Here is a 13,055-nt window from a genome sequence, read left to right on the forward strand (position 1 = left end):
AGGCTCAAGCCTGTTCGTGGTTGATGAAGAACGCTTCGGGGACGGATGGGCCCCATACATACAGGGAATCCTCGGGCGGGTGGTCGGCCGATTGCCACTCGAGGCCGGCGGGCACGAAGTCGATGTCGAACGAGTACTCCGCGTAGCTGCCCCAGGGGTCCTGCACGTAGTGGAAGTAGTTCGAGCCCAGCACGTGCCGGCCGACTCCCCAGCCGTTCGGGTATCCCGCCATGCGCATCTGCTCGCTGCCGCGGCCGACCTCATCGATGCTGCCCACGTCCCAGCTGGAGTGGTGCAGGCCGGCATGGGACGACTTGGCGAAGGCGACGAGGTGGTGGTCCGAGCCATGCACCCCATGGAGGAAGGCCACGACGTCGCTGGATCGATCCGACAGGCGCAGGCCCAGCACCGCTTCGCAGAAGCGCACCATGCGCAGCACGTCGGGGCTGAAGAACAGCACATGGGAGAGGCGCCGCGGGCGCACCACCGGCGTTTGGCTGCGGGAAGGGGCGGCGCCTTGGCCCGGTGGCTGCCCAGGCGGTTGGTCGGGCCGGGATTTTTCATGCGGCGACACCTTGGGGCTCACCACCAGCTGCAGCACCGTGCCATCGGGATTGCGCAGCCACAGGCCCTGTCCGTCGGACAAGGGGTGGGCGGCCATGCCGATGCCCAGGCCGGCAATGCGCTCGCGCATCGCCGGCAGGTCCTGCTCGAAGATGCCCAAGCTGAGGTATTCGAGCTTCTTGCACGTGCCTCCGGCGTGGATGGACGCCCAGCGGTGCGCATGGCCGGCGGCATGCAGGTCGAGGCGGTCGCCGTGCTGGCGCACGTCCAGCCCGAACGCCGTGTAGAAGCTGCGGGCCTCATCGAGGTCTGGCACGGAAAAAACGAAGCAATGGACGGAATGCACGCCGGCGACGGACTCCTGCCCCGAAGCAAAGGTACCCATGGATCGTCTCCTGCTCAACGGGGAAGGAGGCCGCCGGTCACTTGGCGGATCAGGCCGTGCCCAGGCCAGGCGTCTCCACGCCAGGCCACGTGCTGGTCGGGGCGGATCAGCGTGAACCGTGCCGGGTACAGGCCGGCAATGCCGCCTTCGCCGGGCTGGATCACGATTAGCGGCAGCCCGCAGGCCTTGGCGTCGGCCTGGGCGCTCTCGATCTCTGGCGCCGTGGCACGCGTGGAGGCCAGCAGCGTGAAGCCTGGGCCGAAGTGGTCGTACAGCGAACTGCCGTCATGCAGCCAGGCGTGGGGTGCCAGCGACCCGGGGCGCGAGGAGGGCACGTAGTTGATGAAATCGTTCTCGGGTGCCGGGCTGCCGTCGGCGGCGATCACGGGCGAGTCGTCGTATCGGTAGCCCAGCACCACGCCCAGCGTGGCGAACTCGCGCATCTTGGCTGCCTGGATGCGCTGGCCGACATCGCGGCGGATGCGCTGGCCGGCTTCGCCGGGGTCTTCGAGATGTTCGGCCACCAGCTGGTTGCCGAGCGTGGCATGGTTGCGTTCGGCTTCGTCGAGGACCCACTGGTGCACCGGCCGGCGCTCGGCCTCGTAGCTGGCCAGCAGCTCGGGGCCGGCCCAGCCTTGCAAGGTGGCGGCCAGCTTCCAGCCCAGGTCCACGCTGTCGGCCACGCCCATGTTCATGCCATAGCCGCCGAAGGGCGGGTGCAGGTGGCAGGCATCGCCGACCAGGAAGGCCCGGCCCTGGCGGTAGCGGTCGCCCAGCAGCTTGCTGGCCACCCATTCGTCGCTGCTCAGCACTTCGTAGGGCAGGTCTATGCCGGTCGCGCGGCCGATGAGGGCCCGGGCGTCGATGTCGCCGGCGCGCTCGCCGGGGTTGACGTGGGTGGGCATGAAGAACCAGGTGTCGCCCTGGTCCATCGGGCCGATGATGCTGGGCGCCTCGCGGTTGACCTGCCAGTACATGATCGCGGGCCCGAGCCGGTGGGCCTGCGCCAGTCCCGGCGCCCGGAAGACGATGTTGTAGTTGCGCGAAAGGCCGTACTGCCCCTGCATGCGGGTGCCGATCAGGTCGCGGACCAGGCTGCGCGCGCCATCGGCACCGACGAGGTAGTCGGCCGCTACCTCGAAATCCGAGCCATTGTCCAGGCTCCTGAACCGGGCCCGCACCTGCTGGCTGTCCTGCTCGAAGCCAAGCAGCTCCGTGCGAAAGCGGATCTCCACGCCCGGCAGCGACTCGGCATGCTCCTTGAGCACGCGCTCGACGGTGTACTGCGGAATCCACTGGGCATGCTCGGAGTACAGCGGGTTGCGGCCGGGCGCGCAGTACATGGCGTTTTCGTGCCGGGCCAGTTCGAAGCCGGCCAGGCGGGTGCAGAAAACCACGTTGGACGGATAGTCCATGCCCAGCGGCGAGGCGGCTCGCAGGCGGTCCGCGATGCCCCAGCGCCGCAGGTGCTCGCGGGTGCGGACGTTGGTGGTCTTGGCGCGCGGGGCATGGCCCACCCGGTCATTGCGCTCCACCAGCAGGCAGGGGATGCCCCGGTGCCCCAGTTCGATGGCCATCGACAGCCCTGCCGGGCCGGCGCCCACGATCAGTACCCGTGGCGATTGCTGTTTGTCCACCTTGCCGTCTCCTTGTGTGTTCATGCCTGTGGAGCATCGTAGGAGTTGGTGTTCGATTCAGAAAGATGGCAATATTGCTGGACTGATATCAAATTTGATTCACTTCAAGCCATGAAACTCACTACCTTGCGGGATTTCGTGACGGTCGCGGAGCGCAACGGCGTGCGGGCGGCTGCACGGCATCTGGGGCTGCCGCAGCCGGCGGTGTCGCGCAGCATCAATGAGCTGGAAAAGGAGCTGGGGGTGGTGCTCTTCGAGCGCCATGCCAAGGGCGTGCGGCTCACCCCCATGGGCCAGGTGTTCCTGCGCCGGGCCACGGCCGTGGGCAACGAGCTCCAGCGGGCCAGGGACGAGATCGAGCAGCTGCGCGGCGAGACCCATGGCCGCGTGACGCTGTGCATGTCGACGGCGCCCCACCTGGGTCTGCTGCCCCAGGTCTTGCGCGGCTTCCGCCGGCAGTACCCCGGCGTGCACCTGGAGATCGTCGATGCCGTCTACCCGCTGGTGGAAACCGCGCTGCTGGACGGCTCGGCGGATGTCTACATCGGACCGGTGCCGCAGGATGTGCCCGGCGAGCTGCAGGTGGAAAAGCTGTTCGACAACACCCGTGTGATCCTCGGCCGCAAGGGGCATCCGCTGGCGCAGGCCACCTCGTTGCGCGACCTGGTGGATGCCGAATGGATCACGACCTCGATCACGCACAAGGCGGAGGAAGAGCTGGGGCCGCTGTTCAGCAAGCATGGGCTGCCGGCCCCCAGGCTGGTAATGCGGGCGCAATCGGCACTGACCTTCCTGACCGCACTGTCCAGTTCCGAGCTGCTGATGATGCTGCCGATCCAGTGGCTGCAGGCGCCGCTCCTGAAGGACGCCTTCCAGGAAATCCGCGTGGCCGAACCGCTGCCCGCGCCGCCGGTCTGCCTGGTGCAGCGCACCGGGCTGCCGCTGACGCCGGCGGCAGAGTTCTTCTGCACGCTGGTGCGGCGCGCGGCGGCGCATATCTGAGCAGCCTGCGCAGGGCGCGCAGGCTGCTGCTCCTTACAGCACCAGGATGGCGCGGAAGTCGTTCACGTTGGTGTGCGTGGGCCCGCTGATCAGCAGGTCGCCCAGCGGCTGGAAGAAGCTGTAGGCGTCGTTGCGGTCGAGGTAGGCGTCGACCTTGAGGCCGGCCGCGCGGGCGCGGGCCAGCGTGTCGGGCGTGACCACGGCGCCGGCATTGTCCTCCACGCCGTCGATGCCGTCGGTGTCGGCCGCCAGCGCCCAGATGCTGCCGGCACCTTGCAGCGCCTGGGCCAGGCCCATGCAGAACTCGCCCGCGCGGCCGCCGCGCCCGCGCGGCGTGCCCGGTGCTTGCGGGCGCACAGTGACGGTGGTTTCGCCGCCTGACAGGATCACGCAGGGCTTGGCGAAGGGCTGGCCGTGGGCGCTGACGGCGCGTGCCAGCGCGGCGTGCACCTTGCCCACCTCGCGCGATTCGCCCTCGATCTCGTCGCTGAGCACATGGGCCGCGAGGCCCGCGGCGCGCGCGGCTTCGGCGGCGGCCTGCAGCGATTGCTGCGGCGCGGCGATGACATGCACGGTCTGGCCGGCAAAGCAGGCGTCGCCGGGTTTGGGCGTTTCGAAAGCGCCGCTTTCCAGCTGGGCGCGGATGGGGTCGGAAATCTCGATGCGGTAGCGGTCGAGGATGGCCAGCGCGTCGGCGCAGGTGGTCTCGTCGGGCACCGTGGGGCCGCTGGCGATCACCGATGGGTCGTCGCCGGGTACGTCGCTGATGGTCAGCGTCACCACCTGGGCGGGAGCGCAGGCGGCGGCCAGGCGTCCGCCCTTGATGCGCGAGAGGTGCTTGCGCACGCAGTTCATTTCGCCGATGGCGGCGCCGCTCTCGAGCAGCGCGCGGTTGATGCGCTGCTTGTCCTCCAGCGTCAGTCCTTCGGCCGGCAGCGTCAGCAGCGCCGAGCCGCCGCCCGAGATCAGGCAGATCACCAGGTCATCTTCCGTTAGCCCCTTGGTCAGCGCCAGGATGCGCTCGGCCGCCTGCATGCCGGCCGCGTCGGGCACGGGGTGCGAGGCCTCGACCACCTCGATGCGCTGCGCCAGGCCCTCGGGCCGCGGCGGCGTGTGGTGGTAGCGGGTGACGACCAGGCCCGACAGCGGCGCGTCGGCCGGCCACAGCGCTTCCAGCGCATGCGCCATCGAGCCGCCGGCCTTGCCGGCGCCCAGCACCAGCGTGCGCCCCTTGGGCACTGCGGGCAGGTGGGCGCGGATGCCTTCGAGCGGCAGCGCGCAGCGCACGGCCGCGTGGTACAGGTGCTGCAGGAAGGCGAGGGGATCGTTCTGCGGCTGGGGCGCGGTGCCCAGCGGGGCATGCACGTTCACGCGGTGGGCGGCAATGGAGGAGTTGTCAGGTGTCGTCATGGCCCGCAAGCGTGACAGAACTGCCCGTACTTGCCAAGGGCCGCAGGCGCCGCGGCGCGGGGGTGCGAGGAATAAATCTTATGCAGGGCATCCCAGCGGGGATAATGTCGCCCCATGTCGTCCCCCAAAGTCCTTTTCGGCTTCCACGCCGTCGGCGTGCGTCTGAAGACCGCCCCCCAGTCCATCGTTGAAGTCTATTTCGAGGCCACGCGCCGCGATGCGCGCATGCGCCAGTTCCTGGAGCGCGCCAAGGAGGCTGGCGTGCGCCTGATCGAGGCCGATGCCGTGCGCATCGCCAAGCTGGCGGGCAGCCACGGCCACCAGGGCGTGGCCGCGCGCGTGGAAGAGGTCAAGGACACGCGCACGCTGGACGAGCTGTTGGACGACCTGGAAGCCGAAGGCGTGAAGGCGCCGTTGCTGCTGGTGCTGGATGGCGTGACCGATCCCCACAACCTGGGCGCCTGCCTGCGCGTGGCCGACGGCGCGGGCGTGCATGCGGTGATTGCTCCCAAGGACCATGCGGCCGGCATCAATGCCACCGTGGCCAAGGTGGCCAGCGGCGCGGCCGAGACCGTGCCGTACTTCATGGTGACCAACCTGGCGCGCACGCTCAACGAGTTGAAGGAGCGCAACATCTGGGTGATAGGCACCAGCGGCGACGCCGACAAGCACCTCTACCAGATGGACCTGACCGGCCCCACGGCCCTGGTGCTGGGCGCCGAGGGCGACGGCATGCGCCAGCTCACGCGCAAGACCTGCGACGAGCTGGTCCACATCCCCATGCAGGGCGCGGTGGAGAGCTTGAATGTGTCCGTGGCCAGCGGGGTGTGCCTGTATGAGGCGCTGCGCCAGCGCACCGTGAAAGCCGGCTGAAAATCCCCTAGAACTCCCGGCCCTCGCACCAGGCGACGGCCAGGTCGCGGAACTCCTGTGCCAGCGGGGGCAGGGCGGCCTGCTGGCGCCACAGCACGCCGAGCCGGTGCTGCCAGTGGAAGTCGGCTCCCTCCAGCGCGCACAGGCCCTGGCCGGCCGGCTGGGCCAGCATGGCGGTGGAGGCAATGCCCAGCAGGTCGCTGCGCTGCAGCAGCGCGGCAAAGCTGGACGGCGTGTCGGCGCTTTCGACAATCACCACGGGCTCCGGCAGCTGGTGCGCCGCCAGCCGCGCATCCAGCCAGCGGCGCAGCAGCATGTCGCGGCTGGGCAAGGCCCATTGCTCGCCCGCCAGATCGGCCAGCTGCCGAAAGTGCGCGAGCCGCGGATGGCCTTGGCGCGCCACCACGCTGATGCGCAACTGGCCCAGCGGCAGATGACCCATGCCGGGCGGGATGCTGTCGGGCAGCGCAACAAAGGCCAGGTCGAGGTGGCCGTCTTCCAGCCGCTGCACCAGGCGGGTGCTGAGCTCGCTCTCGAAGCGGAAGCGCGCCAGCGGCCGCGTGGGCAGAAAGCTGGCAATCAGCGGCGACAGCAGCGCGTGTGTCAGCACCGGCAGCACGCCTATGCGCAGCAGCCCGCTGGTCGCCGCCCGCTGCTGGGCCATGCTGGCCTGGATGTCATTGCACACCGTCGTCAGCTGGCGCGTGTGGGCCAGCAACTGGGCCCCGGCCGCAGTGGGCACCATGCCGCGCGCGGTGCGCTCCAGCAGCGGCACGCCGAATTCCGCCTCCAGCCGGCCCACGGTCTTGGACAGCGCCGACTGCGTGCTGCCCAGCCGGCTGGCCGCGCGCGAGAGCTGGCCGGTATCGCAGATCAGGGCAAAGGATTGCAGGTCTTCGAGGCGCATGCGGGGTGTGCTTGGTAGGAATGGGTTTGTGCCTGGTGGGAATGCATTATGCGGCGGCCGCTGCCTACACTGGCCTGCATACAAGACGAGCAGGAGACATACCTATGGCGATTTCCAGGTCGCGCCGCGCCGCTGTGGCGCTGGCATTCGCATCCGTATTCGGCGGAGCTGCCGCTGACGAAGGACGGCTGCCCGATTTCCCGAGCCGTCCCATCACCATCGTCGTACCATCGCCGGCCGGCAATGTGAACGATGCGGTGGCGCGCCTCATCGGCCAGGAATTGCAGGCGGCCTGGGGCCAGCCCGTGGTGGTGGAGAACCGCCCGGGTGCGGGCACCATCACCGGCACCAAGTACGTGGCCGGCGCGCCCAAGGACGGCCACACGCTGCTGCTGACCTTCACTGCCCATGTGCAGAATCCGGCGCTGTTCAAGAACACCGGCTACGACCCGGTCAAGGATTTCGCGGCCGTGAGCGAGGTGGCGCTGTCGAGCGTGATCCTTGCGGCTTCACCGGAGTTCGAGCCGAAGACGGTGCCCGAGCTTGTGCAGTGGGTGAAGGCCCGCCCGGGTGAAATGGCCTACGGCTCCTACGGCGTGGGCACCACCGGCCATATCCTGGGTGAGCTGTTCAAGCGCGAGGCGGGCCTGCAGTTGACCCACGTGGCCTACAAGGGCGGAGCGCCGCTGGCCAACGACCTGGTGGCCGGGCATGTGAAGTTCGGCTGGATCGCCGTGGGTACGGCCATGTCGCTGATCAAGGCTGGGCGCCTGCGGCCGGTGGCCTTTGCCGGCGCCCAGCGCTCCGAGCTGCTGCCCGAGGTGCCCACGATGCAGGAGCTGGGTTACCGGGGCTTCGAGCCCGATGCCTGGATGGGACTGCTGGCGCCGGCGGGCACGCCCGCGGCCCGCGTCGATGTGCTGTCGGCCCAGGTGGCGCGCATTGTCAAAAAGCCCGAGATGGTGCGGCGCATGCACGAGCTGAACCTGGTGCCGGTGGGCAGCACGGCCGCCCAGTTCCATGCCAAGCTGGCCTCTGATCTGCAGACCTGGTCGCGCTCCATCCGCGAGCTGGGCATCACTGCCGACTAAGGATCTGCCATGGATGTCGTGATGGATGAACCTGTCGCCCTGCCGGGCACTGCGCTGCGCGCGGCGCCGGGCGATGTGCAGGCCTATGACGGCTTGGTGTGCGAGCAGTGGTGCGACTGGCGCGAGCTGGGCATGCAGCGCCTGGCGCGCCGGCCACTGGCGCCGGGCCAGGTGCGGCTGGCCGTGCACCACGCCGGCGTGGGCTTTGCGCTCAAGCTGTTCGTGGCCGGGCAGTATCAGCGCAAGCCGCCGCTGCCCTTTGTGCCGGGCACCGAGGCAGCGGGCGTGGTGATCGAGGTGGGCCAGGGCGTGGCGCATCTCGCGCCCGGGCAGCGCGTGGCCGCGGCCCTGGACTGGGGCGCGTTCGCGCAGGAGGCAGTGGTCTCGGCCGATACCGTGTACCCGCTGCCCGAGGCGCTGCCACTGCGCGTGGCCGCGGCCCTGCCCATCACCTACGGCACGGCGTGGGCCGCGCTGGAATGGCGCGGCCAGCTGCAGCCGGGCGAGGTGCTGCTGGTGCATGGCGCCAGCGGCGCGCTGGGTATGGCGGCGGTGCAGATCGGCCGGGCTATGGGCGCAGTGGTGATCGCCACCGCCAGCACCGAGGCCAAGCGCGCCGCGGCCCTGGCCAATGGCGCCCACCATGCGCTGCCGGCCGACGCCCAGGCTCTGCCGGCAGCGGTGAAGGCGCTGACCGGCGGCCGCGGTGCGGACGTGGTGTTCGACCCGGTGAGCGGCGACCTGTTCGATGCCTCGCTGCGCTGCACCGCGCCCGGCGGACGCCTGCTGTGCATTGGCTTTGCCAGCGGCCGCATCGCCCAGGTACCGGCCAACCTGCTGCTGGTCAAGAACGTGGCCGTGATCGGCTTCAACTACGGCCTGTACCTAGGCTGGGGCCTGACCGACGAGCGCCGCCACCATGCGGTCCGGGTGCAGGCGCTGGTGGCGCGGCTGTTCGAGGCCGTGGCCGGCGGCCGCATGCCGGTGCCCCTGACCGAGCATTTCCCGTTCGCCGACTGGCGCACGGCCGTAGAGACGACGATGGAGCGCCGCTCCATCGGCAAAGTGATCCTGGATATGCAGCCATGACCGACAAGCACCTCTTTTCCGACGCCGATGACGCGCTGCCGCTGGCAGGCCTGCGCGTGCTGGACCTGAGCCAGGGCATTGCCGGCCCCTATTGCGGGCTGATGCTGCGCCAGCAGGGTGCGCAGGTGACCAAGGTGGAGCCGCCCCAGGGCGACTGGAGCCGCCACATGGGCCGCAGCAAGGACGGGCGGTCGGCCATCTTCATGGCCTGCAACGCCGGCAAGCAGGGCATGTGCCTGGACGCGGCCACGCCCGAGGGGCGCGCGCAGCTGCAGCGCCTGGCCGCCGAGGCCGACGTGGTCCTGCAGAACTACCGCCCCGGCGTGGCCGAGCGCATGGGCGTGGGCTGGGAGGAGCTGTCGGCGCGCAAGCCCTCGCTGGTCTATGTCTCCATCAGCGGCTGGGGGCGCAGCGGCCCCATGGCCCATGTGCCCACGCTGGACACCACCATGCAGGCGGCCAGCGGCATGATGCATGCCAACCGCGGCGAAGACGGCAAGCCGCGCCGCATCGGTGTTTACGTGGTGGACTACGCCACCGGCATGTATGCGGCCCAGGCCACGCTGGCGGCGGTGCTGCGCCAGGTGCGTACCGGACGTGGGCGTCACGTGGAGGTGGCCATGCTGCAGGCCGCGGCGGTGCTGCAGAACTACCTGACCATCGACGCGGCCATGTTCCCGCAGCAGCAGGGCGGGGCCATCAATGCGCCGACCGGGCTGTTCGAGACCCGGGACGGGCGCTATATCTATGTGAGCATGCTCAACGACGCGATGTTCCTGCGCCTGGCCCGGGCGCTGCAGATGGACGGCTGGATCGCCGATGCCAGCCTGCACGCCAGCAGCGGGCGATTGCCGCGTGCGCAGGAACTCAACGATGCGCTGGCCGCGCGGCTGGCCCAGGATACGCTGGCGCACTGGAGCGAGCTGCTGGCGCGGCACGACATCCTGTTCGCGCCGGCGCGCAGTCCGGGCGAGCTGCCGCAAGACCCGCAGGTGCAGCACCTCAAGGTCTTCGCGGAGCACGAGGTGCCCGGCGTGGGCACGGTGCCGCTGGCCGGGCTGCCGGGCAGCGAGGGGCAACTGCCGCTGGCGCCTGCTCCCCGGCTGGGCCAGCACAATGCCGAGATGTTGGGCGGGCTTTAGGGCCTGTTCACACTAAAATTGGGAGTGCGAAGGATGAATGCCGGGATGCAGCGCTAGGCGCGGTGCCCAGCCAATAGCCGCAGCTATTGGTTGGGTGCCGCAACGCCGCGATCCGCCGGGGCCGCCTAGGCCGGCATTCGTCCTTCCCTTCGGGTTGCCCCGCCGTGGGGCGTCTGCTTTGTCGCTCGGCATCCCCAATAGCTGCGGCTATTGGGAATACCAAGCTTCGCGCATCCATCCCCACGGCGGGGCAACGCATCTCCCAGTTTTAGTGTTAACAGGCCCTAGCCGGCTTTGCCCAGCTCGACGATGCTGCGGAACCCGCCCCAGAACATGCGCTGGGCATCGAAGGGCATGGTGGCGGGGTCCATGTTGGCAACGCGCGGGTCCTTCATGACGGCGGCGTTGATGCGGTCGCGCTCCTCGCGCGAGGCATAGACGATCCACGAGAACACCACGGTCTCGTCGTCCTTGAGCTGCACGGCCTGCGGGAACGAGGTGACTTTGCCCATGGGCACGTCGTCGCCCACGCATTCCCAGTACTGCAGCGCGCCGTATTCCATCCAGACAGCGCCGGCATCCTGGGCCAGCTTGCGGTAGGCGTCAAGGTTGGCGCGTGGCACCGGTAGTACGAATCCATCAACGTAATGCATGGCGGTCTCCTGGGGTTGGACCATCTACAGCGTGGCGGCCAGCTCGGCGAGCTGGTCGGCGCACTGGCCCCAGCCGGTGTGGAAGCCCATGGCTTCGTGCTGCTGGCGGGCCTCCTCGGTCCAGTGGCGGGCAATCGCGGTGTAGCGCGTCTGCGCGCCCTCGGGCTCGAAGCTGACGATGGCGGTGAAGAAAGGCTTGGCGCTGGGCACCCAGCCGGCGGTATACGCATCGGTGAACACAATGCGGCGGTTGGGCACGACCTCGAGGTACACGCCTGCGTTCGGGTATTCGTTGCCGTCGGGGTCGCGCATCACGATCAGGCTGCCGCCGCCGGGGCGCAGGTCCACTTCGGCGCGCGCAATGGTCCAGGGCCTGGGCACAAACCATTTCGGGATCAGCGCGGCGTCGGTCCAGCAGCGAAACAGCTTGTCGGCCGGGGCATCGATCAGGCGTTCGAGCACGAGGTCTTGGGGATGCTTGGTCATCAAAGGTCTCCTGGTTTCAAATAGGTTCAATGGGTGGCCAGCGGCTCGGCGCCGGCCTTGAGGTCCGCGCGCAGCGCGGTGGCGCCCAGCACGGCGGCGATCACGGCAAACAGCGCTCCCGCGCCAAAGGCCCACTGGTAGCCGCCGTGCAGCGCCGCCAAGGCATTGGCGCCACCAGCGGCCAGCTCGCCGGTACGGGCCGCGGCCAGGCTGGCCAGCACGGCCAGGCCTAGCGCGCCGCCGAGCATGAACGAGGTGTTGACCAGGCCCGAGGCCAGGCCCGCGTCGGCGGGCGAGACATCGTGCATGGCGGCCATCAGCATGGGGTTGAAGGCCACGCCTGCGCCCAGGCCCAGCAGCAGCATGCCGGGCAGCACGTAGAGCCAGAAGCCTCCGTCCAGCGGCGCGCGCGCAAACAGCAGCAGTCCTGCCGCGGCCAGCAGCAGGCCCGCGACCAGCGGCGCACGGATGCCGAAGCGCATCACCAGCCTGGCCGACCAGCCCAGCGACAGCGCCGCCATGACCAGGTTGGCCGGCAGAAAGGCCAGGCCCACCTGCATGGGCGTGTAGCCCAGCACCTGCTGCAGGTACAGCGCCGACATGAAGAACCACGCGAACATGCCGGCCGACCACAGCACGGCGCAGATATTGGACACGCTGATGTTGCGCAGCCGGAACAGCGCGAGCGGCACCAGCGGGTGCGCCGAGCGCGACTCGATGGCGAGGAACAGCGCCATCAGCAGCCCCGCGGCGCCCAGCAGGCCCAGGGTCTGGGCCGAACCCCAGCCGGCCTCGTTGCCGTCCACCACGCCATAGACGGCCAGCATCAGCGACAGTGTCACCGTCGCGGCGCCCGCCACGTCCAGTCGCTGGCTGCTGCCTGCGGCGCTGGATGCCGGCAGCAGCACGCGACTGGCCAGGTACACAGCCACGCCTATGGGCAGGTTGACGAGGAAGATCCAGTTCCAGCCCACGCTGGTCAGCAGGCCGCCCAGCAGCACGCCCAGGCTGCCGCCGCCCGCGCAAACGAAGCCGTACACGCCCATGGCGCGGGTGCGCTCCTGGGTCTCGGTGAACAGGTTCATGATCAGCGACAGGGCCACGGCCGACACCACGGCGCCGCCCAGGCCCTGGATGGCGCGCGCCGCCACCAGCACCCCCTGCGATGGCGCCAGCCCGCAGGCCAGCGAGGCGGCGGTGAAGAAGGCCAGCCCGGCGAGGAACATGCGGCGGTGGCCATACAGATCGCCCAGCCGCCCGCCCAGCAGCAGGCAGCCGCCGAAGGTCAGCATGTAGGCATTGACCACCCAGACCAGCGAGGTCTCGCTGAAGCCCAGGTCGGAGCGTATCGAGGGCAGGGCGACGTTGACGATGGTGCTGTCGAGCACGATCATCAGCTCGCCCAGGCACAGCACGATCAGCGCCAGCCAGCGGCGGCGGGGGTGGGCTGCGGCATCCATGGCGCTAGGCCGAGTGCCCGTCGTAGTGGCGCACGGGAATGGCGTCCAGGTCCAGGCCATCCACGCAGCGTATGTTGATGGCCGCCATGGCCTTGCCCTGCGGTCCGGGGGCCTCGCCATAGAGGTGGATGCCGCAGTGCGGGCAGAAGCGGTGGCGGATCACGTGCTTGTGGAAGGTGTAGGTGCTGCTGTTCTCCTCGGGCGTGAGCAGCTTCAGGTTCTCGCGCGCGGTGAACCACAGCAGCGAACCGCGCCGCCGGCACATGGAGCAGTTGCAGGCCAGCACCTCGCCGATCTCGCCCTCGAAGGCGATGGCATTCTTGCCGCAATGGCAGCTTGCTTGGTATTGCATGGTG

Annotated in this window: 13 protein-coding genes; 5 read left to right on the forward strand and 8 right to left on the reverse strand. The window is 69.5% G+C overall.

Annotation, left to right across the window (positions count from 1 at the left end; all coding sequences use genetic code 11):
- Positions 1-4: 4 nt before the first annotated feature.
- Positions 5-949, reverse strand: a complete 945-nt coding sequence (locus ACYVKR_RS11735) for a VOC family protein (RefSeq protein ID WP_460481091.1) — start codon at positions 947-949, stop codon at positions 5-7.
- A 14-nt stretch (positions 950-963) separates the two neighbouring features.
- On the reverse strand, positions 964-2,610 hold the full coding sequence (locus ACYVKR_RS11740; RefSeq protein ID WP_460481092.1) for an FAD-dependent monooxygenase: 1,647 nt from the start codon (positions 2,608-2,610) through the stop codon (positions 964-966).
- Between the two features lie 87 nt (positions 2,611-2,697).
- On the opposite strand from ACYVKR_RS11740, the gene ACYVKR_RS11745 reads away from it, so the two are divergent.
- On the forward strand, positions 2,698-3,588 hold the full coding sequence (locus ACYVKR_RS11745; protein ID WP_460481093.1) for a LysR family transcriptional regulator: 891 nt from the start codon (positions 2,698-2,700) through the stop codon (positions 3,586-3,588).
- Positions 3,589-3,621: 33 nt separating this feature from the next.
- On the opposite strand, the gene ACYVKR_RS11750 is transcribed toward ACYVKR_RS11745, so the two are convergent.
- Complete coding sequence (locus ACYVKR_RS11750; protein ID WP_460481094.1) at positions 3,622-4,998, reverse strand: glycerate kinase type-2 family protein; 1,377 nt, start codon at positions 4,996-4,998, stop codon at positions 3,622-3,624.
- A 114-nt stretch (positions 4,999-5,112) separates the two neighbouring features.
- Here ACYVKR_RS11750 and rlmB point away from each other — a divergent pair, with 114 nt between their 5' ends.
- A complete protein-coding gene (rlmB, locus tag ACYVKR_RS11755; protein ID WP_460481095.1) occupies positions 5,113-5,871 on the forward strand; it encodes a 23S rRNA (guanosine(2251)-2'-O)-methyltransferase RlmB in 759 nt (252 codons plus the stop codon).
- A gap of 7 nt (positions 5,872-5,878) precedes the next feature.
- Here the strand turns inward: rlmB and ACYVKR_RS11760 are convergent, their stop codons facing one another.
- Positions 5,879-6,778 carry a LysR family transcriptional regulator gene (locus tag ACYVKR_RS11760; protein WP_460481096.1) on the reverse strand — a complete coding sequence of 300 codons (900 nt, stop codon included), beginning with the start codon at positions 6,776-6,778 and terminating at the stop codon, positions 5,879-5,881.
- A gap of 104 nt (positions 6,779-6,882) precedes the next feature.
- Here ACYVKR_RS11760 and ACYVKR_RS11765 point away from each other — a divergent pair, with 104 nt between their 5' ends.
- The 3 genes from ACYVKR_RS11765 (at position 6,883) to ACYVKR_RS11775 (ending at position 10,100) form a co-directional block, all read left to right on the forward strand.
- Complete coding sequence (locus ACYVKR_RS11765) at positions 6,883-7,869, forward strand: Bug family tripartite tricarboxylate transporter substrate binding protein (protein WP_460481097.1); 987 nt, start codon at positions 6,883-6,885, stop codon at positions 7,867-7,869.
- A 75-nt stretch (positions 7,870-7,944) separates the two neighbouring features.
- The gene (locus ACYVKR_RS11770) at positions 7,945-8,958 is read left to right on the forward strand and encodes an NADPH:quinone oxidoreductase family protein (RefSeq protein ID WP_460481269.1); all 1,014 of its coding nucleotides are present in this window, start codon (positions 7,945-7,947) and stop codon (positions 8,956-8,958) included.
- Positions 8,955-10,100, forward strand: coding sequence for a CaiB/BaiF CoA transferase family protein (locus ACYVKR_RS11775; protein WP_460481098.1), 1,146 nt, complete (start codon positions 8,955-8,957; stop codon positions 10,098-10,100). Before ACYVKR_RS11770 ends, ACYVKR_RS11775 begins: the two co-directional genes overlap by 4 nt.
- A 284-nt stretch (positions 10,101-10,384) precedes the next feature.
- Here ACYVKR_RS11775 and ACYVKR_RS11780 read toward each other — a convergent pair whose 3' ends face one another.
- The 4 genes from ACYVKR_RS11780 to ACYVKR_RS11795 are packed head-to-tail and all read right to left on the reverse strand — an operon-like array spanning position 10,385 to position 13,051.
- On the reverse strand, positions 10,385-10,753 hold the full coding sequence (locus ACYVKR_RS11780) for a DUF1428 domain-containing protein (protein ID WP_460481099.1): 369 nt from the start codon (positions 10,751-10,753) through the stop codon (positions 10,385-10,387).
- A gap of 24 nt (positions 10,754-10,777) precedes the next feature.
- Positions 10,778-11,239 (reverse strand): SRPBCC family protein, encoded by a 462-nt coding sequence (locus ACYVKR_RS11785; protein WP_460481100.1) that lies wholly within the window; start codon positions 11,237-11,239, stop codon positions 10,778-10,780.
- Positions 11,240-11,265: 26 nt separating this feature from the next.
- A complete protein-coding gene (locus ACYVKR_RS11790; protein ID WP_460481101.1) occupies positions 11,266-12,699 on the reverse strand; it encodes an efflux MFS transporter permease in 1,434 nt (477 codons plus the stop codon).
- 4 nt (positions 12,700-12,703) lie between these two features.
- On the reverse strand, positions 12,704-13,051 hold the full coding sequence (locus ACYVKR_RS11795) for a GFA family protein (RefSeq protein WP_460481102.1): 348 nt from the start codon (positions 13,049-13,051) through the stop codon (positions 12,704-12,706).
- Positions 13,052-13,055 lie beyond the last annotated feature (4 nt).

The organism is Comamonas humi, from assembly GCF_054782535.1.

What these genes read in the sequence shown, in the direction of transcription:
- ACYVKR_RS11735 (WP_460481091.1), bottom strand. Translation starts at nt 949, where the DNA reads ATGGGTACCTTTGCTTCGGGGCAGGAGTCCGTCGCCGGCGTGCATTCC.
- ACYVKR_RS11740 (WP_460481092.1), bottom strand. Translation starts at nt 2,610, where the DNA reads ATGAACACACAAGGAGACGGCAAGGTGGACAAACAGCAATCGCCACGG.
- ACYVKR_RS11745 (WP_460481093.1), top strand. Translation starts at nt 2,698, where the DNA reads ATGAAACTCACTACCTTGCGGGATTTCGTGACGGTCGCGGAGCGCAAC.
- ACYVKR_RS11750 (WP_460481094.1), bottom strand. Translation starts at nt 4,998, where the DNA reads ATGACGACACCTGACAACTCCTCCATTGCCGCCCACCGCGTGAACGTG.
- rlmB (WP_460481095.1), top strand. Translation starts at nt 5,113, where the DNA reads ATGTCGTCCCCCAAAGTCCTTTTCGGCTTCCACGCCGTCGGCGTGCGT.
- ACYVKR_RS11760 (WP_460481096.1), bottom strand. Translation starts at nt 6,778, where the DNA reads ATGCGCCTCGAAGACCTGCAATCCTTTGCCCTGATCTGCGATACCGGC.
- ACYVKR_RS11765 (WP_460481097.1), top strand. Translation starts at nt 6,883, where the DNA reads ATGGCGATTTCCAGGTCGCGCCGCGCCGCTGTGGCGCTGGCATTCGCA.
- ACYVKR_RS11775 (WP_460481098.1), top strand. Translation starts at nt 8,955, where the DNA reads ATGACCGACAAGCACCTCTTTTCCGACGCCGATGACGCGCTGCCGCTG.
- ACYVKR_RS11780 (WP_460481099.1), bottom strand. Translation starts at nt 10,753, where the DNA reads ATGCATTACGTTGATGGATTCGTACTACCGGTGCCACGCGCCAACCTT.
- ACYVKR_RS11785 (WP_460481100.1), bottom strand. Translation starts at nt 11,239, where the DNA reads ATGACCAAGCATCCCCAAGACCTCGTGCTCGAACGCCTGATCGATGCC.
- ACYVKR_RS11790 (WP_460481101.1), bottom strand. Translation starts at nt 12,699, where the DNA reads ATGGATGCCGCAGCCCACCCCCGCCGCCGCTGGCTGGCGCTGATCGTG.
- ACYVKR_RS11795 (WP_460481102.1), bottom strand. Translation starts at nt 13,051, where the DNA reads ATGCAATACCAAGCAAGCTGCCATTGCGGCAAGAATGCCATCGCCTTC.